This is a genomic window from Mangrovibacillus sp. Mu-81 (genome assembly GCF_036867415.1).
GTDB lineage: Bacteria > Bacillota > Bacilli > Bacillales > Bacillaceae_B > Rossellomorea.
In genome coordinates this window covers 57,227-80,925 of record NZ_JBAJHU010000001.1, presented here as the reverse complement: position 1 = coordinate 80,925, position 23,699 = coordinate 57,227, and the positions used below count along the sequence as shown (strand labels likewise).

At 44.7% G+C, this 23,699-nt stretch carries 24 protein-coding genes, 1 pseudogene and 1 other annotated feature; of the genes and pseudogenes, 8 read left to right on the top strand and 17 right to left on the bottom strand.

What is annotated here, in order from left to right:
- Positions 1 to 65: 65 nt before the first annotated feature.
- Together V6B33_RS00400 and garR are read right to left on the bottom strand one after the other, a co-directional pair.
- Complete coding sequence (locus tag V6B33_RS00400) at positions 66 to 1,496, bottom strand: four-carbon acid sugar kinase family protein (RefSeq protein WP_334216395.1); 1,431 nt, start codon at positions 1,494 to 1,496, stop codon at positions 66 to 68.
- Positions 1,496 to 2,395 (bottom strand): 2-hydroxy-3-oxopropionate reductase, encoded by a 900-nt coding sequence (gene garR / locus V6B33_RS00395; RefSeq protein ID WP_334216394.1) that lies wholly within the window; start codon positions 2,393 to 2,395, stop codon positions 1,496 to 1,498. The genes V6B33_RS00400 and garR overlap by 1 nt, the downstream gene beginning before the upstream one ends.
- Positions 2,396 to 2,608: 213 nt before the next feature.
- Here garR and V6B33_RS00390 point away from each other — a divergent pair, with 213 nt between their 5' ends.
- The gene (locus V6B33_RS00390) at positions 2,609 to 3,226 is read left to right on the top strand and encodes a GntR family transcriptional regulator (protein ID WP_334216393.1); all 618 of its coding nucleotides are present in this window, start codon (positions 2,609 to 2,611) and stop codon (positions 3,224 to 3,226) included.
- A 357-nt stretch (positions 3,227 to 3,583) separates the two neighbouring features.
- Positions 3,584 to 3,958 (top strand): VOC family protein, encoded by a 375-nt coding sequence (locus V6B33_RS00385; protein ID WP_334215762.1) that lies wholly within the window; start codon positions 3,584 to 3,586, stop codon positions 3,956 to 3,958.
- A 123-nt stretch (positions 3,959 to 4,081) separates the two neighbouring features.
- Here V6B33_RS00385 and V6B33_RS00380 read toward each other — a convergent pair whose 3' ends face one another.
- Positions 4,082 to 4,648: a sugar O-acetyltransferase gene (locus V6B33_RS00380; RefSeq protein WP_442915455.1), complete on the bottom strand. Its 567-nt coding sequence runs from the start codon at positions 4,646 to 4,648 to the stop codon at positions 4,082 to 4,084.
- Positions 4,649 to 4,686: 38 nt separating this feature from the next.
- Entirely contained in the window at positions 4,687 to 5,727 is a 1,041-nt protein-coding gene (locus V6B33_RS00375) for an NAD(P)-dependent alcohol dehydrogenase (RefSeq protein ID WP_334215760.1), read from the bottom strand.
- Between the two features lie 234 nt (positions 5,728 to 5,961).
- Between V6B33_RS00375 and V6B33_RS00370 the strand changes: the two are divergent.
- A pseudogene (locus tag V6B33_RS00370) lies at positions 5,962 to 6,373 on the top strand (MerR family transcriptional regulator).
- 537 nt (positions 6,374 to 6,910) lie between these two features.
- On the opposite strand, the gene V6B33_RS00365 reads toward V6B33_RS00370, so the two are convergent.
- The gene (locus V6B33_RS00365; protein WP_334215759.1) at positions 6,911 to 7,222 is read right to left on the bottom strand and encodes a hypothetical protein; all 312 of its coding nucleotides are present in this window, start codon (positions 7,220 to 7,222) and stop codon (positions 6,911 to 6,913) included.
- A 426-nt stretch (positions 7,223 to 7,648) separates the two neighbouring features.
- Between V6B33_RS00365 and V6B33_RS00360 the strand changes: the two genes are divergently transcribed.
- The 4 genes from V6B33_RS00360 to V6B33_RS00345 are packed head-to-tail and all read left to right on the top strand — an operon-like array spanning position 7,649 to position 11,882.
- A complete protein-coding gene (locus tag V6B33_RS00360) occupies positions 7,649 to 9,403 on the top strand; it encodes an alkaline phosphatase D family protein (protein ID WP_442915425.1) in 1,755 nt (584 codons plus the stop codon).
- 29 nt (positions 9,404 to 9,432) lie between these two features.
- Positions 9,433 to 10,197, top strand: a complete 765-nt coding sequence (gene tatC / locus V6B33_RS00355) for a twin-arginine translocase subunit TatC (protein ID WP_334215758.1) — start codon at positions 9,433 to 9,435, stop codon at positions 10,195 to 10,197.
- Positions 10,194 to 11,627, top strand: a complete 1,434-nt coding sequence (locus V6B33_RS00350) for an alkaline phosphatase PhoX (RefSeq protein ID WP_334215757.1) — start codon at positions 10,194 to 10,196, stop codon at positions 11,625 to 11,627. The genes tatC and V6B33_RS00350 overlap by 4 nt, the downstream gene beginning before the upstream one ends.
- Positions 11,628 to 11,648: 21 nt before the next feature.
- A complete protein-coding gene (locus tag V6B33_RS00345) occupies positions 11,649 to 11,882 on the top strand; it encodes a twin-arginine translocase TatA/TatE family subunit (RefSeq protein WP_334215756.1) in 234 nt (77 codons plus the stop codon).
- Positions 11,883 to 12,122: 240 nt separating this feature from the next.
- Here V6B33_RS00345 and V6B33_RS00340 read toward each other — a convergent pair whose 3' ends face one another.
- Complete coding sequence (locus V6B33_RS00340) at positions 12,123 to 12,287, bottom strand: hypothetical protein (protein ID WP_334215755.1); 165 nt, start codon at positions 12,285 to 12,287, stop codon at positions 12,123 to 12,125.
- The gene (locus V6B33_RS00335; protein ID WP_334215754.1) at positions 12,287 to 13,456 is read right to left on the bottom strand and encodes a DUF4062 domain-containing protein; all 1,170 of its coding nucleotides are present in this window, start codon (positions 13,454 to 13,456) and stop codon (positions 12,287 to 12,289) included. The genes V6B33_RS00340 and V6B33_RS00335 overlap by 1 nt, the downstream gene beginning before the upstream one ends.
- A gap of 133 nt (positions 13,457 to 13,589) precedes the next feature.
- Positions 13,590 to 13,799, top strand: a binding site (T-box leader).
- Positions 13,800 to 13,843: 44 nt separating this feature from the next.
- Between V6B33_RS00335 and tyrS the strand changes: the two genes are divergently transcribed.
- Positions 13,844 to 15,076: a tyrosine--tRNA ligase gene (gene tyrS / locus V6B33_RS00330; protein WP_334215753.1), complete on the top strand. Its 1,233-nt coding sequence runs from the start codon at positions 13,844 to 13,846 to the stop codon at positions 15,074 to 15,076.
- A gap of 449 nt (positions 15,077 to 15,525) precedes the next feature.
- Here tyrS and V6B33_RS00325 read toward each other — a convergent pair whose 3' ends face one another.
- The 10 genes from V6B33_RS00325 to V6B33_RS00280 all read right to left on the bottom strand — a co-directional run bounded on the left by V6B33_RS00325 (position 15,526) and on the right by V6B33_RS00280 (position 23,692).
- Positions 15,526 to 15,759 carry a hypothetical protein gene (locus V6B33_RS00325; protein ID WP_334215752.1) on the bottom strand — a complete coding sequence of 78 codons (234 nt, stop codon included), beginning with the start codon at positions 15,757 to 15,759 and terminating at the stop codon, positions 15,526 to 15,528.
- 308 nt (positions 15,760 to 16,067) lie between these two features.
- Complete coding sequence (locus tag V6B33_RS00320) at positions 16,068 to 16,982, bottom strand: GNAT family N-acetyltransferase (RefSeq protein WP_334215751.1); 915 nt, start codon at positions 16,980 to 16,982, stop codon at positions 16,068 to 16,070.
- A gap of 24 nt (positions 16,983 to 17,006) precedes the next feature.
- Positions 17,007 to 17,963, bottom strand: a complete 957-nt coding sequence (gene mraY, locus V6B33_RS00315; protein WP_442915423.1) for a phospho-N-acetylmuramoyl-pentapeptide-transferase — start codon at positions 17,961 to 17,963, stop codon at positions 17,007 to 17,009.
- A 119-nt stretch (positions 17,964 to 18,082) separates the two neighbouring features.
- A complete protein-coding gene (locus tag V6B33_RS00310; RefSeq protein WP_334215750.1) occupies positions 18,083 to 18,973 on the bottom strand; it encodes a fructose bisphosphate aldolase in 891 nt (296 codons plus the stop codon).
- A gap of 118 nt (positions 18,974 to 19,091) precedes the next feature.
- Positions 19,092 to 19,721 (bottom strand): class I SAM-dependent methyltransferase, encoded by a 630-nt coding sequence (locus tag V6B33_RS00305; protein WP_334215749.1) that lies wholly within the window; start codon positions 19,719 to 19,721, stop codon positions 19,092 to 19,094.
- A 357-nt stretch (positions 19,722 to 20,078) separates the two neighbouring features.
- Positions 20,079 to 20,327, bottom strand: coding sequence for a type B 50S ribosomal protein L31 (locus tag V6B33_RS00300; RefSeq protein ID WP_334215748.1), 249 nt, complete (start codon positions 20,325 to 20,327; stop codon positions 20,079 to 20,081).
- Positions 20,328 to 20,346: 19 nt separating this feature from the next.
- Positions 20,347 to 20,616: a 30S ribosomal protein S14 gene (gene rpsN / locus V6B33_RS00295; protein ID WP_334215747.1), complete on the bottom strand. Its 270-nt coding sequence runs from the start codon at positions 20,614 to 20,616 to the stop codon at positions 20,347 to 20,349.
- A 167-nt stretch (positions 20,617 to 20,783) separates the two neighbouring features.
- Positions 20,784 to 21,224, bottom strand: coding sequence for a GNAT family N-acetyltransferase (locus V6B33_RS00290; RefSeq protein WP_334215746.1), 441 nt, complete (start codon positions 21,222 to 21,224; stop codon positions 20,784 to 20,786).
- Positions 21,225 to 21,536: 312 nt separating this feature from the next.
- Positions 21,537 to 22,607, bottom strand: coding sequence for a Ger(x)C family spore germination protein (locus V6B33_RS00285; RefSeq protein ID WP_334215745.1), 1,071 nt, complete (start codon positions 22,605 to 22,607; stop codon positions 21,537 to 21,539).
- Positions 22,604 to 23,692, bottom strand: a complete 1,089-nt coding sequence (locus tag V6B33_RS00280) for a GerAB/ArcD/ProY family transporter (RefSeq protein ID WP_334215744.1) — start codon at positions 23,690 to 23,692, stop codon at positions 22,604 to 22,606. Before V6B33_RS00280 ends, V6B33_RS00285 begins: the two co-directional genes overlap by 4 nt.
- Positions 23,693 to 23,699 lie beyond the last annotated feature (7 nt).

The following is a 23,699-nucleotide window of genomic DNA, read 5'->3' as shown; positions in this document are numbered from 1 at the left end:
CTTGTTTTATGAACCTCTTTTATGACAAGCAGAATCCTTCGATCCTGCATTGTTCCTTTAATCCGTTACTTGCTTTCAAGTGCTGCTACTACATCACGCAATGTGGTGACAGCTCCGACATTCCCTGGAAAAATGACGTATGGGATGTACGGGAATGTGCTCTCTTCGCCTGTCTGCCAGACCGGGATGCCCGGCGCGATCTGTCCTGCGACGGTCGCGCGCTTCACGCATAACCCTTTCGTGCCGACATCACTGGAGGTGATCCCTCCTTTGGCAATCAGGTAATTCGGCCTCACGGAGAAGTCACGGACGATGCTTGTGACCGCATCCGAGATCTCAACGGACAGCTGCAGTTCCTGTTCTTCCATGCCGTCTCCGAGATCGAGTCTTTTCCTCTTCGTATAGATGACGGTGCTGACGCCTTCTTTCACCTTCGTTTCCGCTTCAGTCCGCGCCCGCTCGATTTCTTGTTGGAACGCATTCTTATCCAGTACCAGATGAGCATCGAACTCAATGAAGTGGAGTGAAGACAGTTCCTTCAGCGCGTTCAATTGATCGGTCGTCTTTTTGACATGGGATCCGACGATGACGAGACCGCCATTCTCCCTTTCCTCACTGATCAATTCTTCCCTGGTCAGCAGCGGGCGTGAAGAGATGTCCCCGAGCACCTTGGTGAAGGCAGCGGCCGTCCGAAAGATGAAGCGCTTTCCTTTTTCGATGGCAAGGATCAATGCCGTTGCAAAGATCCTGACATCGTTTTCTTCAACCGCATTGACGACAACTTTGCCGAAACCCTTCACCTGCAGCAATTGCTCTGTGATTCCATCAATGTCCAGGCTGCGGATCGTTTCCAGTGATATATAGGTGACGTCTTCTTTCACATACACGCCATTTGTCTTCTCTTCGACCCATTCACCGAGGTGACTCGACTTGTAACCGAACGTCCGGTCCTTTGCGAATTCGGTTTCCCCGGCTGGCACTAGTTCGTCTTCCTGCTGAACAAAGTGAATGTTCTCGATCGTCAGCCTGCCGCCTTCTTTGAAAAATGGCAGGATGACTTCCCCATCCATACGCTCATTGCTTTCAGCTTCCATCGTCCGTCTCAGAACCTCAGTCTCAAGGGGATAATGCCCTCTCAACGTGGAATCTCCACGGCTGATGATCAGATAAGGAACGCCCAATTTCTTCGAGATGATTTCGGCTCTTTCCGCGATATCACGATGGACCTCTTCGGTTTCTTTCGCCGTGAAGGCTCTCGAATTCGTCAGGATGAAGAACATCTGACGGTCTTCCAGGAAGCCCATTTCAATCGTTTCTTCCTCCCAGTCGGTATACACCGAAACGCCGTGAACGGTCTGTACACCAGTCGGATCGTCATCGAGGACGATGATCTTGTGTGTAAAGCCCGGCCGGACTTTCTCCCACCATTCGCTTACTTTCTCTTCATTGATAGATTGATAGGATGCTAGAATTTCATCGACTTTTCTATGTTCCATCACTGGCTGACACCCTTTACTTCAAAATTCGCAAGCTTCTCGTAAAATTGAATGAGTCCTCCGTGATCATCGCCTGCTTTCCCATCTGCCATCAGGGAATGGTACATCTCCAGCACCTGGCTTGAAAGCGGCAGCGGTACTCCGATTGAATGGGCGGTATCCATGACATTGGTCAAGTCCTTCGCGTTGATATCAATCCGGCCGCCGGCGACAAAGTTCCGCTCCAGGATCAAAGGAACCTTTGCATCCAGCACCGCACTTCCCGCCAGGCCGCCGCGGATCGCTTCATACATCTTCTTGATGTCGATCCCTGCTTTGGACGCAAGCGTCAGTGCCTCTGACATCGCGGCGATATGGACATTCACCAGAATCTGATTGGCAAGCTTCGCCGTCGTACCGCATCCATTGTCTCCGACGAGCGTAATATCCTGCCCCATCACGTCGAAGTACGGTTTCACCTTTTCATACACGTCTTCTTTTCCTCCGACCATGATGGCAAGCGTCCCGTCGATCGCCTTCGGCTCGCCGCCGCTGACCGGCGCATCCAGCATCTCCATGCCCCTTGCCCCGAGTGCTTCGGCGATTTCCTTCGATTGAACGGGAGAAATCGAACTCATATCGACGACAACCGCTCCATCATTGGCTCCGTAGATGACACCGCTTTCACCAAGGACCACACTTTGTACATGCTCTCCTTTTGGAAGCATTGTGAAAATAACGTCACTCTTCTCGCCGACTTCTTTCGGAGACTGAGCTCCCCGGGCTCCCTGGCCCACCAATTCTTCCACTGCTGACTCATTGATATCAAACACGGTGACATCCAGGCCACTTTTCACTAAATTCAATGACATCGGTTTCCCCATGATGCCAAGACCGATAAATCCAATTCTCATATAAATTCCCTCCTGATGATAAAGCGTTTTCATTTGTTGTCACCAATTGTACACAATAATATCTATTTTGTATACAAAATAATATAAAATGTATACAAAATTATTTTCGATAAGAACTGTTAAATCGTCTCTACTCGTTCTATACTTTTAGAAAGGGCTTTATTTTCACAAGCCGAATACGTAAAGACACTAGATTGTCTTTCATTGGAGTCGATTTACTTGAAGAAGAAAACACAACAGCACGCCTATCTGCAATCGTATGAATATATCCGGGACCAAATATTGAACGGAGAACTCGAACGGGGCACGAAACTGATCGAAGAAAAACTCGCTGAAGAACTTGGTGTAAGCCGGACACCCATCCGGGAATCCATCCGCAAACTCGAACAGGAAGGTCTCGTCCAGCAAAAGCGCGTTGTCAACCCGACCGACATGGACCTGCGCCACTACTTCCAGGTCCGGATTCTCCTGGAGTCATTCGCTGCGCGCTCAGCCGCCACCTACATGAACCAGGACGACTTACACCAATTAAAACAATGCATCGACATCGGGCGGACCGGCACAACCGAAGAAATCATGGAAGCCAACAAACAATTCCACGACATCATCGTCAACGCCACCAACAATCCCGTCATGGTCGACACCATCGAACGCATGCAGTCGATCATCTACTTATTCAGAAAAACCGTGGTCTATCACAACCGGCCATTCCTGATCGACGAACATCAGGAAATCTACGATGCAATCGTTTCCCATAATGGAGATGAAGCGGAGAGATTGATGAAGGAACATATACAGGCGGATTTGGAGTTTTGTTTGCATGTGATGCGGCGGTAAGAGTTTTTAAAAAACAAAGGACCTGTATCCCGAGCTTATAGCCAGTGTACAGGTCTTTTTTATACAAATAACGTTTCGTGATATTTTCCTCTTCTTTAAAAAAATTTATCATTTTTTTCTTTGTCACCCACTTTTCTCCACCCCCATCAGTACCTTCTCAATTATTAAAATTACATAAATATGGTAAAAACCTAAGATATCTGCGATACTTTCCTATAAGGAGTTTACTTCCAAAAGTTTACCGCCCTCCCCCTCTTTTTCACCTTTGCTTGTCCAGGAGTATACCAGGATGGATTACAATGAGTTCGGTACTTGGATTTGAAACCTATATCCAATGAAATAAAGGAGAGATAAATAATGAGTAAATCGTTTATTGAACAAGTTCATTATATTAGAATCCCTGTACGAGATTTAGAAGAGTCCGCACACTGGTATAGAGACGTATTAGGACTGCAATTATTGACCATTACGGAGGATCCTTTTGCGGTTATAAAAGTAAATGATGGACCACTTTTGCTTATTTTAGTTCCCACTGCTGATGACACATATGCACATTTTACAATTCATAATGAGTCAGCCTTTGCCATTGGCTTTACTAGTCCCGAACTATCTGCATTCCATAAACATCTAGTTGATAATGGTGTCAGGGTTGAGGATATACAAAAAGATAATGGACATGCCTATTTTCACTTTTACGACCTTAATGGGAATAAACTTCAAGTACATTGGTGAAATGTGCGCAGAAAACAAGGGTCAGTCACCCGGCGTTTACCGTGAGACTGGCCCTGATTTAATGAGGTATTTCATATGGAATCTAGTGCTTTTTATACTTCTGGACCTTGAGATAGTCATTGATCAATCAAGAATCCCTTTCACAACCTTCTCAGGCACTCCTGCCACTACCATATTTTCCGGAACTTCTTTCGTGACAACGGCTCCTGCAGCAATGACGGAATTGTCACCGACCGTTACACCAGGCAGGATGGTGGCGTTTGATCCGATCCATACGTTCTTCCCGATTGTAACAGGGGAAGCATACGTTGTGTTTCTTGTCTCCAGGGGCAGCCCATGATTAAGTGTCGCAATCGTGACATTCATGCCGATCAGCGAACCTTCTCCGATGTGAATGCCGCCTCTGTCCTGGAAGGAACACCCTGTGTTGAAGAACACGTTTTTTCCGATGGTGATGTTTTTGCCAAAGTCAGTATAGAATGGAGGAAAGCACACAAAGGAAGAATCCACTTTGGCACCGGTCAACTCGCTGAATATCTCGACTATTTCTTCTTGAGAATGATAAGAGTTATTCAATTCCATCGTGATTCTTTGGGCTTCGTAACTGCATTGAGTCAGCAGCCCGTGCAATATTTTATCCTCACCCGAAATGGGAGTGCCTTTCTTACAAAATGCCAAGAATTCTTCCATGTCCACGTTACCAACCACCCATTCCTTTTTTACTAAACTTATATTGTGCTTGTGTCAATGACGAATCGATATTTCACATCTAAAGCCAATACACGTTTGTATGCTTCATCGATTTGGTCTGCCGAGATCACTTCGATCTTGGGAACAATCTCATGCTTCCCACAGAAATCCAGCATTTCCTGAGTCTCACGGATGCCTCCGATCATCGAACCTGCAAATGAACGACGGTGGCCGATCAGCGAGAACACATTGACTTCCAACGGCTCTGCAGGCGCGCCAACATTGACCATCGTTCCATCGAGCGTCAGCAGGGAGAGGTACGCACTGATATCGATTTTTGCGCTTACGGTGTTAATGATCAGATCAAATGTGCCGGCAAGTTTCTCGAACGTATCCGGCTCGGTGGTAGCATAATAATATTCTGCCCCGAACTCAAGGCCATCGTCTTTTTTATTCAAGCTTCTGGAAAGGACGGTCACTTCGGCACCCATGGCATGTGCAATCTTGACTGCCATATGACCGAGTCCCCCCATCCCGACAACCGCCACTTTCTTCCCTGGTCCTGCTTCCCAATGATTCAACGGGGAAAAGGTTGTAATCCCGGCACAAAGTAATGGCGCTGCTGCGTCAAGCTCGATGTTATCAGGAATGCGAAGTACGAAATCTTCCGTTACCACGATATGAGTGGAATAACCGCCTTGAGTAGGCTCGCCATATTTGTCCACACCGGCGTAAGTAGGAACGTTTCCTTTGAGGCAGTACTGCTCTTCCCCCTGGCGGCAGTTCTCACAGTCACCGCAGGAATCAACCATACATCCTACCCCTACCCGGTCACCAACTTTATACTTCGTTACCTCTGCTCCTACCTCCGTCACGATCCCCGCAATCTCATGTCCCGGTACGAGCGGATACTTCACTTCTCCCCACTCCCCGTGTGCAGTATGGATATCCGAATGACAGATTCCCGCATATTTAATTTCAATCAGAACATCCTGCAGATCAAGATCGCGCCGCTCGATTTCAGCCGCTCGAAAGGATTTGTCCGGACCGTCAACAGCTCTTGCTTTGGCAGTTACCATAAAATAAAACCTCCTGTAATAGTAGCTTTCAAGAGACAGGTGAACAAACCTGATGAACTCTTGTAAAATCAATGGTAATACCTATAGTTAACTCTAGGTCAAGAGATAACGATCATTTATTCTGCCAACCTATGTTTCTATTTAGTTTCTTTGACATCCCCTCAAAACAGTGCTACTATTTTGCAAAACATAGAGTTAACTCGAAGTCCATACAACTGGAAAGGAAGATAAATGATGAAGACCTATTCAATTGGCGAAGTGGCAAAAGAGCTGGATCTCTCGGTATATACCCTGCGATAGCGACAAGGAAGGACTCATGCCGTTTGTTGAACGGACCGAAAGCGGCACAAGACTATTCAAAGAATCCGATATCGCCGCCTTGAACATTATCGAATGCCTCAAATCCACCGGGATGCCGATCAAGGAGATCAAACATTTCATCGACTGGTGCTCAGAAGGTGATGCCACCCTGCAAAATCGATATGATATGTTCCTGGAACGAAAAGCTACTGTAGAAGCAAAGATTAAAGAACTGCAGCAAACAATGAAAATCATTGATCATAAATGCAGCTATTACAAGACTGCATTGGAAGCCGGTACGGAGGAGGTTCATAAGGGGAATAAAATTGAGATTATTAATCCGTGAAGGTGCCCCCGCTGTCGTAGAATCCTTGGGAAGGGTTCTATTTTTTTTGCAGGAATTGATCGATTCAAAATAAAAATACTAATGAAATCTGACCCTGTCGATGTCTTGGGGTCTGATACCGCCGCAGTGAGTCGACCACGAAAACACAGAAAAATTATAAAAAACTGCCAAAACACCGTCATTTCTCACCTTATCAAACCAATATCCATTGCCTCTTCCTCCCGCTCAAGTCATTTATTATCGATTTCTTCAAGTTTATGATCGAAATTCAAAGATTTATTATCGAAAACGAAGATTTTATTATCGAAATGAGGTGTGCCGCTTCTCTCTATAATCGATTGTCCAGGGTACTTACCAGGTTACCCTCGTTATAATCGAATTCGTTCTGATATTATCGAACGCAACCTATTAAGACAGCGTGCTTTAAAAAGACTCTTATCTCAAGCAATAAAGTCCCGATTGATTCCGATTTGATTTGAATAAACACGTGTCGCGCAACACAAGACCAACAGGACTTCTTCTATGAAAGATGTCCATTTAAAAATACGTAATAATCATTAGAAATAAACTGATAACGGTAAATAGAACGGAGCCATAAAAGACTGTTCCTACATTTGTTTTAAGTTCATTATCCTTTTGGATCTTCCACCCAGCCTCACTTGCTTCCAGTGTGGCTCCTTTTGATAATGCTCCTCCACTGCTGTTAAAGAAGAAAAGTACAACCGATAATCCAAGGCCAATAAAGAAACTCCACTCACTATACGAAAAAGAAAAAATGATACTCGCCACCCAAACAATAAAAGCTATTACGGCAGCCGATACGAATGATTTTCCGATTATTTTTTTCAAATAATCCCCCCTCATTATTACTTTCTACGAATTTGCCAGTTAAAAAGTTTCAATCTTCAGTCAGTTAATCGACTACAACGTTTAAGGGTTCCACTGAACAGATGGGACTGCAATGATGAATGGATGGCCGACCATCTGCTTATCCGTACTCCCACACTTCACCCATCACCATACTATTCAATTTTAATATATAGATTTCTTTAAATAAATGTTAAGAAAACCAAGACTTACCGCCTACTAAAGATTGGTTAAATATGCTAATCAACTCTCATTTACTAGAGTATTCGAACAATACCCGATCTTTGTTCCCGGGAATGACGACCCTCCTGTTCTATCCTCTATTTACATTCATTTACAACAACTTAAAAATGGTCTCCTATAATATGAGCTGTTACACTCATTCGATTCTTGAAAGGAGTCATCTGCATGACAAATGAGAGACCGATGGACAATTGGATTCAACGATTTAATGAAGAGACCTTACATAAAGGGGTCGACCGTCGCAGCTTTCTTCAAGGGGCGGGCAAAGTCGCCGGCATTTCTTTAGGAGTGGTGATTGCTCAATCGATGGGCGGCTTTTCTGTGTCTGCAGAAGAAGTCGAATTTCAAAATTATCCGTTTTTACTTGGAGTAGCTTCTGGTGACCCGCTCCCGGATAGTGTCGTTTTATGGACACGTTTAGCCGTCGATCCGCTTAATGGCGGCGGCATGCCTGATCGTAAGATTCCCGTTAAGTGGGAAATCGCTGAAGATGAACATTTCCGACATATTGTTCAGCGCGGTACGGAAGTGGCAAGTCCGGTCCTCGGACACTCCGTCCATGCCGAGGTAGAGAACCTGAAAGCAGGTACGGTGTACTATTACCGGTTTAAAGTCGGGAAGGATTTCAGCCCGATTGGAAAAACGAAAACCCTTCCTGCGCTGAATGCAAACGCCGCAAGCCTCTCTTTTGCCTTTGCTTCCTGCCAGCAATATGAGCATGGCTATTACACTGCCTACAAGCATATGGCCAAAGAAGAACTTGATCTCGTTTTCCATCTTGGGGACTACATTTATGAATACGGTCCTGATGAGTATGTGGCAAGTACAGGAAATGTCCGACACCATAAAGGGCCGGAAATCCGTTCGTTGGAGGATTACCGAAACCGTCATGCTCAATACCGCTCGGACACGGATTTGCAGGCTGCTCATGCGGCTTTTCCGTGGGTCGTCACATGGGATGACCATGAAGTGGAGAACAACTATGCTGATACGATCCCTGAAAAAGGTCAGTCTGTTGAAGAGTTTGTGAAACGTCGCGTGGCTGCTTATCAAGCCTACTATGAACATATGCCGCTAAGACGATCGTCGATGCCGCATGGAGCGGACATGCAGCTCTACCGTCAGTTCTCATACGGAAACTTAGCGAATTTCATGGTACTCGATTCCCGCCAGTATCGTTCCGACCAGGCGAATGGAGATAAAAGCTCACCGCAGACAGCAGAATCCCTGGATCCTTCACGCACGCTGCTGGGAGACGAGCAGGAACAATGGGCTCTTGATCACCTTGGCAACTCCACTGCCTCCTGGAATGTACTGGCACAGCAGATCTTTTTTGCAAAAAGAAACTATGGCCAAAGCCCAGATCAGCCTTTATACAGTATGGATGGCTGGGACGGCTACACTCCTGCGAGGGAGCGCATCACAGACTTTGCCCGTAAGAAAAACATAGATAACTTGATTGTCCTGACAGGTGATGTACATGCGAACTGGGCTTCCAATATCCTGGCAGACTTTGATGACCCGGCTTCCAAGATGCTTGGTGCAGAGTTTGTCGGCACATCGATCACTTCAGGCGGGAACGGGGCGGACAAGCGGGCAGATACGGACCGCATCCTCCAGCAGAACGAACATATTAAATTCTTCAACGACTATCGCGGCTATGTCCGCTGTCATGTCACACCGACCCAATGGAGAACCGATTATCGTGTCGTTCCATTCGTCTCCAAGCCTGGCGCGGATATTTCTACCAGAGCATCATTCGTTTATGAAAAAGATTCTGAAGGACTGAAGGAAATATCAGCAACAACCGTTCCCCAAGGGGTACAGAAGTCTTCCGAGGTGGAAGATGATCGTCATGAAGCGCACACCCGCGCCCATAAAAAACAAGCCCAAAAAGGCAAACCAATGCAAATGAACTAGCCTAGTTCATCATAGAGGAGGCTGAGGCAATGAAAGATTCCAGCCAGCAGCTGATCGGACACTTGGAAGAACTGCGGAGCAGGGCAATTAAAACCGTGCTCGCCTTTATTGGTTTCCTTATAGCGGGGCTGGCTTTTGTGAAACCGATCTACGAGTGGCTGATCAGGGATTTAGACACAAAGCTTGCGATTCTCGGACCAAGCGATATTTTGTGGGTGTACCTGATGATAGCAGCCGTCTTCTCACTAGCCGCAACCATCCCTGTCGCGGCCTATCAAATCTGGCGGTTTGTTGCACCGGGTCTGAGTCCAAGAGAAAGAAAAGTGACGGTACGCTTCATACCAGCCTTGTTCTTTTTGTTCATTTTCGGCATTGGGTTCGGTTATTTTTTACTTTTCCCGATTGTCCTGGGTTTTTTAACCACCCTCTCAGCCGGTCAGTTCGAAATGATGTTTACAGCGGAAAAATACTTCCGCTTTATGTTACATCTCACTGTACCGTTTGGACTGCTATTTGAAATGCCGTTAGTGATTGTCTTTCTGACTGTACTTGGAATTTTGGATCCAGGGAAATTGAAAAAATCAAGAAGGATCGCCTATTTTTTGCTGATTGTCATTTCAGTGTTGATCACACCGCCGGATTTCCTTTCGGATGTACTCGTCATCCTGCCGCTTCTCCTTTTATATGAAATCAGCATTTCGTGTTCAACGATTGTTTATAAGAAGCGCGCTTCACGTTCGGCGGAGTCAAATGCAGGTCAAGAAAATTTACTATTAAGGAGTGAAAGGACTTGAATACACACGATATGAACAGAAGAGACTTTCTGAAAGCAAGCGGGATCGGCACAGCTGCACTTGCCCTCGGTACCACTGGATTGATGTCCCTGGGAGAGAATAAAGTATTTGCCGGCACATCTAAAAACGGGAAAGCCATCGGCGGTTATGGTCCGCTTGTCAAAGACCCCGGCGGTGTGATGGACCTTCCCCGAGGCTTCCAATACCGGATTATTTCAGAGGAAGGCAGAGCACTTTCCGACGGCAGGCCCGTCCCTGAGAAGTTCGATGGGATGGCCGCTTATGCAGGCGCCCATAACTCCACCATCCTCGTGAGAAACCATGAATTGAGCGGAAATAGCAAATATCCCGTGATCGGGAAAAATCCTTACCGCCGTGAAGAAACAGGTGGAACCACTTCCCTGGTGGTCGGCCCGGACCGCCAAGTAAGGAAGGAATATGTCTCTTCTTCCGGTACCATCCGTAACTGTGCAGGCGGGGCGACTCCGTGGGGCACATGGCTCACTTGCGAAGAAACGCTGGAAGAAGGTCATGGCTATGTGTTTGAAGTAGATCCACACAACCCTGAAGATAAAATCTCGAAAACACCGATCCGCGACATGGGTGCCTTTTCCCATGAAGCCACGGCCATCGACCCGGCAACAGGGATCGTCTACTTAACCGAAGACGCCGGTCCAAGTTATTTGTACCGCTTCCTTCCTAACGACCGCAGTCAAAGGGTCGGTGCCCTGCAAAAAGGCGGAAAGCTTCAAGCGGCAGCATACGAAGAAATGAGCCGGGACGAAACAAGCAAGTTCCATACGGGTCAGAAATTCGGGATCGTATGGAAAGATGTAGATCCTGAAAAACCGACCCTTGATGCAGGCAGAAAAGGATGCATCGCCTTCAGCCGTCTGGAGGGGGCTTATTTTGAAGGAGGCGTGTTCTGGTTCGATGATACATCCGCCGGGGATAAAGATCTCGGCCGAGTGTACCGCTATATCCCGGCCACCAACACACTGGAGCTATTCTATGAATCTACTGCACAAAACGATCTGGAAATGCCTGATAATATCTGCATCACTCCATGGGGAGACCTGTGGATCGCTGAAGACGGAGGCGGTGTCGATCGTGTCATCGGAATGACACCGGAAGGCGAAACGTATGTGTTCGCAGAAAATAAAGTGAACGGTTCCGAGCTGGCAGGACCGACATTCTCTACAGACGGCCGGACGTTCTTCATCAATATCCAGTCACCCGGTATGACCTTTGCGATCTGGGGGCCATTCGCCAGAAAAAATGCAGCCCGCAGAAGGCTGATGGGCCATGCTGCTCCGCCGGCTGCCTACGCACCGAAAATTTCGGACAAACTTTCAACCTTTGCGGAACTACAGGGAATGTCAGATTTAGAAGCAGCCGCATTCGAACGCCATGGCATGCCAATTCTATAAAACCAACTGGAGGCGAAACGTATGTTAACGAATATCGGAATCCCGGGATTAATCCTTGTATTAGTAATTGCTTTAATCATCTTTGGTCCTTCCAAACTTCCGGAAATCGGACGTGCTTTCGGAAGTACGTTAAAAGAATTCAAAAGCGCCACGAAAGACTTAGTCAATGGACACGATGATGAGAAGAGTCCTTCTGCAGAGGAAGGACAAAGATTGAAAGCCGTGGAGAAAGAGAAACAGCATACTGGGAGCTGATATTCAGCTCAAAAGAACGTCCAGGGTTTTTTACTCTGGACGTTTTTTGGTATCCCAAAGCATGTGGTGGGAAAGAAAATTCGACAAGCAGCACAATTACATTGATAAGTATGAGGGAAAGAAATGACAGGTACTTCTCCTCAGTCAACCGATGGAAAGAACCCTCCATAAAAACAAACTGGTAACCAAAAGCACTGCGAACAGCGCCTTTGATTACCAGTTTGTTATACATTCCTTATTTTATATTTTTCCATTCTTGTTTTCCCCAAAAGCTTCTCTCAGCCGTTTATTCATTTCGTCAAATCTCTTTCCTTTTGCCTCGATGTATTTTTCATCTGCTTTTTCTTTACCGGAGGCAACATGAATGATGTTTTCGTCTTCATTCTGCTTTCCCTGTTTGCTCATTATTTGATCCCTCCAAGTAATTTGATGGCAAAATTACGGAATAAGGCGGATTCCGATTCGAATATGTCTCGCAAGATATCATCTCTAAAGCGCCGCACGTTCTGTTCCGTCCAGAATCGATCGACAGGATAATGAAAACAAATCACATAATTTCCTGACTTGATTCCCAGATATAACTGTCTTTTTTTATCACTGTAAAACAACTCGGGATTTCCACTCTCGAACGCTTTTACCACAAGAGAAGTCGGACCGTTCAGGCTGTAGAATGAATGATCATCACCTGCCATACCGGATGCAGCAATGAACTGAAGTTGTCCAGCTGTCATTCGATAAAGCGTGCTGCCGGAGCAGGATTCATATTCACCTACTACCCTTTCAAAAACGGTTCCTGGTTTTGTATAAATGATACCGTTTGTCAGGAAGCGCTGCAGGTATTCGAGAAACATTCGTGGATTTTGAATTTCACCATCATTCAGGTATTCAATCATTTTAGAGGTGAATTCTGCATGTTTTCGATAAGTTGGCCCCTCTGAAATCTGTTCATCGATTTCGTCTTTCAACGCAAGGTACCTGCTGCCTTTTCGAAATAAATCACTGAAGTACCTTTTCATTCCCTTTATGGTATCAACACCAAGTGCCAGTTGCTCCAGATAGTGACCTTTTTGATAAACATCATATAGAAATCCCCATACATAGGAATCAATCTGATCCGTCTTTCCGGGATGCTTTTTCCAGGCTGCTTCGGCAATATCCTTATAGGTATCAGGCTCCACGCCATGGTGATCCTTCTTATATTCTTCCACCATCTCAGCGATCATCATCCTCAGGTCACCCCAGAACAAACGGTAGATATCTTCTTGTACAAACACGATAATGTGCTTATTATGTTGGTGTGCCGCTTGAAATTCGCAGTGCGTGACGGTTGCTTTATACGATTCGATATAACTGCCTGCCTTTTGCGCAACAAATAATAAGAACACATCACTCTTCTCTACGTGCTCCAGGCAATTTTCAACCAAATGCTGCGGCGGCCAGGGACCAAAGTCTTTCTCATACATCAGCGGCTCATGTTCCATCATTTTCAATTCTGAATGTACCTGCTCCCTCAGCAGGCTCAAGCCGGGATCCGCTGCCGAACTGATAAATACTCTCGCTGGTTCAGCCATCATACCACCTCATTTAGGTAAGTCCATTTACTATTCGATTCTATTCCGTTCATTCTTATTCATTCCATAAAACATTTCAAAAACACTTGCCTTTAAGCCCCTCCTCAAGTAAACTAATGAAAATAATTCCAATACTAAACAAGTAATGATAGGATTCAGTAGTCTATTATCTCCCTGTCGAAGAGATCTGATGGCCGGTGAAAATCAGAACAAAGATAATGGCGAATTACCCCCTTGAACTTTTCCTGTGAACGTCAGTAGCAGGAAACGGCCGGACCCGTTATCCGATTGAGTGGAAGAGTGATTCTTCAAGCAAGGGTGGTACCGCGTTAACCACGTCCCTTTTATTAGGGGCGTGGTTTTTATTATTTTAAAAAGGAGGAAAATGGGATGAAGGAACTGACAAAAGAACAGCAGACAGAATTGGAGAGGCAGATCAGCCTTTATCAGAATGGGGTAGTGGAGACCATCCCCCAGAATGAATTAAGGGACAAAGTGGCGCGTTCCATCCAGACCGGAAAGCCGTTGAAAATTAAACTCGGCCTCGATCCGACGGCACCGGATGTCCATCTGGGGCATACCGTGGTCTTGAATAAGCTGAAACAATTCCAGGAAAACGGCCATATCATCCAGCTGATCATCGGCGACTTCACCGGTAAAATCGGAGACCCGACCGGAAAATCCACCGTGCGAAAGCAGCTGACGGATGAAGATGTTAAGAAGAATGCCCAGACCTACTTTGAACAGTTCGGCCGCGTGCTCGATATGGAGAAAGTGGAGTTATTCTACAACTCCGAATGGTTGACACCACTCAACCTCGAGGACATCATTCGATTATCTTCCAGTATCACAGTCGCACGCCTGATCGAACGGAACGACTTTTCAAACAGGATGGCAGCAGGGAAACCGATCTCCCTGCATGAGTTCTTCTACCCGCTGATGCAGGGCTACGATTCCGTCCAACTCGAAAGCGACATCGAACTCGGCGGCACCGATCAGCACTTCAACGTCCTGATGGGCAGGCATCTGCAGGAGCACTACGGGAAGGAAAAACAAGTGGTCATGCTGCTTCCACTGCTCGAAGGTCTCGACGGCATAGAAAAAATGTCCAAATCCAAGCACAACTACATCGGCATCGACGAGCAGCCAAACGAAATCTTCGGAAAAACCATGTCGATACCGGATGAGCTTATCGTCAAATACTTCAACCTGATAACAGACCTGCCGCACGAAGAAAAACAAACGATCGCGGCGGGCTTATCAGACGGCACCATGCATCCAAGGGACGTCAAAATTCGCCTGGCCAGTACCATCGTATCCATGTTCCACGGTGAGGAAGCAGCCGCTGCGGCAGTCGAGCACTTCCAAACCGTCTTCCAAAAAGGAGCCATCCCAGAGTATATCCCTTCAGTCCAATGGAAAGGCGCCGCTGACGTTGCCATCATTGAACTGCTTGTCGTGCTGGGAATGCAGAACTCCAAGAGCGAAGCCAGAAGAATGATCAAAAACGGCGGCATCCGGATCGACGGTGAGAAAGTGCTGGATACTGAGCTGGTTGTTTCCGTAACGGATGGGATGATAGTGCAGGTCGGGAAGAGGAAGTTTGTGAAGGTCGGGATTTGAATGTGGAGACGTAATACAGGAAGACCCCCTCTTACTCATAAATGGGGTCTGTTTTAACGGTAAATCTATAACTATAAGACGATTAAAAAACATAAAATAAATGAGACTGGTACAAAAGTGTTTTAGTCAAAGAAAATCCCTTCCAGGACTAATTTGAATTTTCATCCTTCATTGAGAGAAACCTCTGAACGTTTAAATAAGGGAAGTTTTTTCCTTTATCCGGCAGAATCGAGCTAAGCTCGGGGATATAAGGGGAATTTTTCCCGTTAAGGCAGGGTAAAATGATGTATTTTATGCTTTTGGGGTAAATAGGGGAAATATTTCCCTCTATTTACTTCATATTTCGTGCTGATTCCTCAATAAGAGAAATTTCTCCGCTTATTTGCATTCAAGATAATTTATTCACACGCGTTTAGTTAATGAGACCGCCCTTCCTGAATGAACATGGATCAACTTCTTAATAAAAAACACCGCCCTCTGAAAAGGCGGCATTCTTCACGATTGTTCTCCATTTCTTCAACAAATCCCGAAGAAATGTTGTCTAATTTTTCTCCAAAATAACAAGTGAAGAAACCAATGGTACCAATCCAACTGGACTCTGAGAAACAACCTTCCATCCCTCTTGAAGAAGTTGATTTAACTCTTTTATCGGATTGATAATTAACTGTAATGGCCTTTTGCATAATACACCTCCCCGAATCCAATATCCTATAGTTTATATAACCAAAGCTTATCATAAATATAACCCATGGCGATATCCAGTAATCACTTCCGTCAGTTATGAAGGAACATTACTAATTTGATCCCTGGCTATTAATAGGGATATTCAATTTAATATCATGTACGTTTTCCTTCATGTAAAGGTTTCAAATCCTTGTAATCATCTCGAAATTGAGTCTTAATCTAACCTGCCCAATATGTTTAGAATACAATTTCAAAGAAAGCTCTCTTTAGTCTAACGATCGATTAGGAGGCCATTGTTTTTACCCAATCACCCCACAAACATATCCACCACAGATTTATTCCGAATAAACCCAAGGTCCTCATACAGCTTAATCGCCGGATTATCTTTCAGCACTGCCAATCGGGCAGCCGGGTACTCTTTACTCGATATATTTATAGAATGGGCTAACAAAAATCGTCCCAGCCCCCTCTGCTGATGGTCAGGATCCACGGCTAAACTCACGATGAGAGGATAGTCTTCAAACTCCATGTGCAGACAGACACCAACAATGGTGTTCGTGCTCTTCCCTACAATAACCCTTGAACACTCATCCATGGTTTTATTGGATTGATATTTTTCTATGAACTCCTCTACATGATTCATATAATCCTCTTTCGTTCCGATTTGTTTATACGCTGGATTTGCCCTATAGGATTTCATTATTAAACTTGCAATCTCATTCGTATCTTCACCTGATACTGAACGCGATCTATATCCTTCAGGCAACATTGGATTCATTGCTTGAGTCGGACGGATCATCCAATAATTCACTTCACGAATAAGGCAGCCTTGTTGTTCATAAGTTGGAACGTGTTCTTCTACAATGTCCCTAAAATAAATTTCATCTTCAGGCTTCGATATCTTTTTTAAGTGACTTAGAAGGCTGTGAACCAATCCTTCATAATCCTCATAAGGCGGCACTACAAATAAATCTGCCATGAAATTTGGTTTCAGGAATACACCGCCAACGACGGTTTCGTCTTTGATAATGAAATAACCGCAGTCAAAAATGGCTGCAATTTCAATCATTGAAGCAGGCGACCTTCGAAAAAAGTAGTCTGCATATTTTTGTCCATAATAAATGGAATAATATCGGATGAATTCTTTCGGTTCTTGATAAACCAATCTCAACCCATCTTCTAAATCAATACACTCATTTATAGATTGAACTTGCTCACTCATATTCCCCTTCCCCTCTCACCTTCATTACGGATGCAAAACAAACCTCCAATAAGCCAAACAAATAAACGTACAAATCCAAGAGACCAACCCAAAGACCGTGACAATCGTATTCTCGGACCACCCGTATTTCAACCCATAGTGAAAATGAATCGGCGTCATCCGGAAGATCCTCTTCCCTGTGAGTTTAAATGAAGCAACCTGCAGGATTACCGAAAGCTGTTCGGCAAAATAGATAATGAATAACAGCGGAATCAGAATCTCCACTTTCTCAATAATGGCAAGAAATGAAAGGGATCCGCCTATCGCCAATGATCCCGTATCCCCCATAAACGCTTTGGCCGGGAATAGATTATAAATCAGAAAACCGAGTAAGCATCCAATCATTACCAAACAAAATAGCTTCACCTCTGAAGTGTCTGAAATCACAAAGAAGAAAAAATATGTAGGAATGGCCACCACACCTAAAAGCCCGTCCAGGCCATCCGTAAAATTAATAGCATTTGCAGAACCAACAACGAATAAGGCAATCACAATGATATAGACTACCATCGGAAGATCAAATGAGACATTTTCAGTAATACGAATCCCGGTTTCGATACCCAGTTCGCTGATCACGTAGAAAAGCAGTGAACCCGTAAACAGAAATTGCAGCACAAGCTTGGTCCTCCCCGATACCCCTAATGGATCCTGGCGTGAAGCTTTCCAAAAGTCATCCAAAAAACCGATAAACCCAAATAGAATGTACGTAACAGCCAGGAAATACATGAATGGAGTCGGCAAAAAGAGAACAGATATTATAATTCCTACTAAAAGAATGATTCCAAACATTAACGGAGTCCCTTTTTTCAACTGATGATTGGAAGGAAGCTCTTTCCTGATCGGCTGAAGCAGCTTTAATTTTCTTAATAGAGCAATGAACAGCGGGGATAAAACAGCGACTACTATAAAAGCAATGATTGCCGGAATTATATAATTACTCACATCAACTATTCTCCTTTTCTATTTATTACCTATATATAAGTTCTAGTAAGATAGGTGATTTCCTTTATAAAATACAAAAAAGCCTCCCGCTCCCCAAGGAAGCAGAAGGCCGAAACCCTTTATTTTTTATTAACAGAAGCATCATAAATCGACTCAATTGCACTCTTCATGGCCCCGTCAAATTCTTCACCCGTTTGATTGAATCGTAATTCCTCAGCCAGCGCCCGGGAGAAGCTTGCGATCATGCCATCGTTTTCTTTCAGCTTCTCGTTCGCTTCTTCACGGGAGTAACCGCCGGAGAGTGCAACCACCCGGACGACGCGCGGATGCTCGATCAATTCTTTATACGCATTTGCCTTTGTTGGAATCGTGAGCTTCAGCATTACATGTTCATCTTCGGACAAATCATTCAGATGCTTGAGGATCTCCGTCCGCAGGATTTCTTCGCACTCTTCCTTGCGTTCACTGTGGATATTCACTTCCGGCTCGATGATCGGAAGCAGATCTGCCGCTATGATTTTCTTGCCGATTTCGAATTGCTGGTCCACAACAGCCTTTATCACCGCTAGATTCGGTTCATGGATGACCGAACGCATTTTGGTGCCGAAAATATTCCGTTCATTCGCACGGCGAAGCGTCTCATCAAGATCCGGATTCGGCTTCATGAGCTGGACGCCGTTTTCTTTTTCAGCCAGTCCTTTATCCACTTTCAAGAACGGCACAATATGATGTTCAGCCAGATAATCCGCCGTATATTTCCCCTCTACCTTACTGTCCATTGTCTGCTCGAACAAAATCACTCCAAGGATGTACTCTGAACTGAAAGCAGGAGATGTGATAATTCTCGTGCGCATCTCGTGCACCTGTTCGAACATTTCGTCCTCATTCGAATAGGAATCCCCCATCACGCCATAAGCTTCCAATGCCTTTGGTGTACTGCCGCCGCTCTGATCCAGGGCTGCAATAAACCCTTTACCATTCTTCATTCGATCCAATTGACTTTGATTCATCCGTTCCACTCCTTTTTCATTCTTCTGGTAAACCTTTCTTTATACTAGTTTCCCATTTTCATGGGAGTTAACACATATTACAGGATGGAATTGGACGTATCGTCAATGGCATTCTTTTTTATTTGAGTTTATGACATGTAATTACTAAAAACGGAAACGGGGGCTTCCCCTCCGCATTCTTATTAGGTTCCAAAATCTCCGAGACGTCTACAAGTCCATAATCTCCAAAGTCCCGTTTGATCGTATCGCTATCATAAAAGAACATTTTCACGCCCTCCATGATCTCGAAATAATCCTTGCCAAGCTGCCTGCCCTTCCCGTACATCGGGGCATCTTTAGAAATCGTCGTAAACACCATGTAGCCGCCAGGTTTCAGCTGCTCATAGCAGTCGCGGATAAACTTCAACCGCTCTTCTTCACTCAACAAGTGGAGGAGCGCATAGCTGAAAATCCCGCCATACTGTTTGTTGTCGAACGGCATACCGGATACCGGCCCGTGGGAAATCGGAATCTCGATCCCGCTTTCCCGCGCCAGCTCAATCGCCGTTTTTGAAATCTCGATCCCGGTAACATCCATTCCGTTGTCAGTAAAAACCTTCGCATTCCGGCCGTATCCAATCCCCGGGATCAAGACATCCTTCACGTTCTTCTTAAGGAAAAAATCCTTCGTCCGGATCGCCGAATCTGCAGGTTCAAACCCCCACATTGTTTGATTTTGTATGAAACTTGATTCCCAGAATTCAGTCATACTCATACCCCTTTCCAATGAAAACTCCAGCCTCAATAGATCATTTTTTAAAAATTCCGCCTGATTTTAACGTTGCACCGTTACAATGGATCTCTTGATAGGTAAAAAAGATTCACTTTCAAGTCAATCAGACAAAATCATTAAGCTGCCGTAACCCTGCTCACTCTTTTATTATCGAATTCTTTGAATTTATTATCGAAATCAAAAGATTTATTATCGAAAATGAGAAATTTATTATCAAATTGTCGGAAACTGCTTTCGTTTATTATCAATTTTCTGTCTCTATGATCGAATTGCTCTTGTTATTAGCTATTGCAGACTTTTATTATCAAACCAACTATTCGCAGCCCTTCCTGATTATTTTTTCATATTGTATTTTTTCATGAAGCGATCCGCACGTCCTCCGCGATCGGAGAACTTCTGTCTTCCCGTGTAGAACGGATGGGTGTCGGAACTGATTTCCACTTTCAAGAGCGGATAGACATTCCCATCCTCCCACTCGATCGTTTCATCCGACGTCATGGTGGAACCCGTCAGAAATTTAAATCCGCTAATGGTATCCATGAACACCACATCATGGTATTCAGGGTGTATGCCTCTTTTCATATGTCATGCTCCTTCCTTTTTACCAGCTTGATTTCTTCACTCCGGGAATCTGTCCTTTGTGCGCCAATTCACGGAATGCGATTCGTGACATCTTAAACTTCCTAAGGTATCCGCGCGGTCTTCCGGTTACCTCGCACCGGTTCATCAGGCGTGTGGGGGAAGAATCCCGCGGGAGTTTCTTTAGCGCCTCGTAGTCCCCCTTTTCCTTCAACTCTCTCCTCAGCTCTGCATATTTCAACACCGTCTCCTGACGCTTCTTTTCCTTTGCGACTTTTGATTTCTTGGCCAAACGAATGTCCTCCTATCTATTTTCAAATCGTAATGATTACGATTTAATGGGTATAATGATATTAAACCACATCCATGACTCATACGCAACTCATCGATTCTTAATTTTGTCCTGGTTAATTTCACCACCAAAAAGACGGTTCCTCATTGAAGAACCGTCCTATCTGCTTATATATATTTAACCACAGCCATCTCCCTGCCAAATCGATCTCCCTCATCGACAAACCCTAAACCTGCATACAGGTTATGGGCTCCCTTGTTATCCGGGTGGTAGCCGACCACGATCTTGTCCGCATCCGGCAGCTTGGCCATTTCTTCGATCATTAATCTCGTGGCTTCTTTCCCTATTCCTTTGCCCTGGCTGGCCTCGTCAACCATGATCCGGTAGACCCAGTACCCGTCAAGTTCTTCCTTTACCGAATTGAACATCAGGAATCCTGCGATTTTGTCATCACAGTAAATCGCATATGGCTTGAGCGTCGGTTCGAATTTCGTTTGTGCGATGGAAACAGCATTTGATTCCATATACTCGGCCTGTTCCTGTGATAATCCTAATTGGCAGCACTCATACCAGTTCGCTGAATTGATTTCTTCCAATCTTACACTCATCTTATTTTCCCCTTTCAATATCGGGAAACGCGTCGTCATCTTTGTTAATGAGGCGTGCTCCCCTTGTGTCTCTTGTTCGATTCAAAATGGTTATTCATAATGAACGCCTCCCTTAACAAAGATCGCCTGGTAACATCAGGCATAGTTAGTATACCATATTTTTCTATATATGAGGATTGAGTAATCCCTTTTCATTAGGATTTAATGTAGGGATCAGACTACCAATTCAACGTGTTTAACTTATTGGAATTATAATACCGTCCCTCTGTGCTAAAGGGGGGCTTACAACTCCCAAATGTCCAACGGCTCCCCTCACTCAATAATCCCGCCCTGAGTGATTTTCACTTTTGATTTGACATCTACTGATAAGTCGGCATAGTTCTCTTCCCAGTTCTTGTCGTAAAGCTTTTGCTGTCTGGCCCTCTCGCCAAGTCCGATCGGGTCGACTCCGAGAGCAATGAATTTTTCGACTAACTTTTGCGCTTTTTTCTCGATGGCTTTGCTCACTTCACGTTCCATTTTTTTTATATTTTTTTCCTTGGTCAAATCCATCCCGCCACTTTCAGAGACTTCACCGTTGTAGTGAATAGTTAGTTGGACATGGTATCTGCCTCTCTCTTTCTTGATTTTGTAATCTGTGTGGGAATGGAGGTTTTCGGTACTGATATAGCGGCCATCCTTCCATTCTGTTTCGAATTGTCCTTTTCTTATGGGTTCGTATAATAACTTGAGGATATAAGATTCTTTAAGTGACAGCGTATCGACTAATTTGTCTTTTTTATATAAAGCAACACCCAGCACTTTGAGTTGATCCTCATCTTTCGATACATAAGGCATGAACGGGTCATACCCTTTGGCATAATATTGGGATAAGAAGTCATGCAGGTTACTGTCTGGAATTGTATGATCCATGTTTTGATCCACCACGTCAATGATATGTTGAGAAACCGAATCCCCTTCTGTGTAACGCGTCCTCAGAATTTCTTCCGTGCTTCCTTGAGTCGTCACCAGATGGATATCCCTTCCTATATTCGCGTCTCTTTGATAGTTATCAATATGCCGTTCAATTCCATTCTTCGCCACTTCCTGTTGAAAGAGAACAACGCCTACTCTTCCGGTCTCAATGGGTTTGGCCGAATTTGTCTTGATTTGCTGCCTGATTTGTTTCGTTGTTTTCCCGACAGAAGTAAACACCAGATTTCTGGGCTCTGTATTTTGGCCAGGGGGGATATAGGTTGCGCCAGCAGTTATCTTGAATTCCTCACCATTCATTTCATCATAGCCAACCGCCTGGATAAGCTGGATATCCTCCAGTATCTTGGTTCCAGGTGTACATCCACTTATCGCGGCAAGGAATAAAATCAGTATCGGGAACTTTTTCACGTTTTCTTCCACCTTTTCATGATCATTTGAACAACGTATAAGAATGGAATGTAAAAATAGATGGTGTATAACCCTATCTGTGAAACAATATCGTTTAATGTATCGACCAGCTGACGATCTCGGAAAAATAGGGCGGACAACAGTACAAGCAAACAAATAAATCGAAGACTTGTCTTTTGTCTAATGGAAAAAAGCCGATGCATCCCTCTGCTGGCGCACCAAAGTCCTATACAGATATTCGGCAGGATCACGAAGAACCAAATGCAAATTCCCACGTATTCAAATCGTTCGATGATCGTCAGGTCTACAATCTTCCACAAGCTCAGCGTTGCCCAGATGGTCGTCTTTAATTGTTCCTGGCTGAAATAGACAAATGTCACTAATAAGGTTACCAAATAAATAAACGTACTGAAGATGACAGCGAAATACGCCCATTTCTCTGATTTAGTTGCTTTCTTGATGAAGGGGTAGAACATAAAAAGAACTTCAAAACCCAAAAAATTCAAGGTCATTCCTTTAGTAGCTTCATACAACTCACGAAATGTAACATCAAATAACGGAAGAAGATTTCCAAGATGACCATTCTTGAGTGGAAAATACATAACAAGTAATAGAGGGAGCCCGTATATCACACCAAGAAAGCTTATACCGGTGACCACCCTGAATCCTCCAATCACATAATAGTAGGCGATCAGCAGGATAATAAGCAGGAACACCCAAGCACCTACATCAGGAAAGACCCATACCTGGATGACCTCTTCGTATGTCCGCAAAATGACGAGGACTAATATCGCATAATATAAGATGAAATATAAGCTGAACATGCCTCCGATCCATTTCCCAAAGACATCATGATGTATCGCGACAATATCATTCTTTCCCCTGTTTAAAATACGGTAGGACAGAAACACCAATCCTATCATGATGATTCCTGCTATGATGACGGCAATCCAGGCATTTTGGCGGGCTGACTGAGCGATAATACGCTCAAACCCGAGGATGCCGACTCCTACTTGCATGGAGTGAATCAAGTAGAATACGAAATAAGGAGAAACCTGTTTATCCTCTTTAGGCAACGGATACATAAGATGA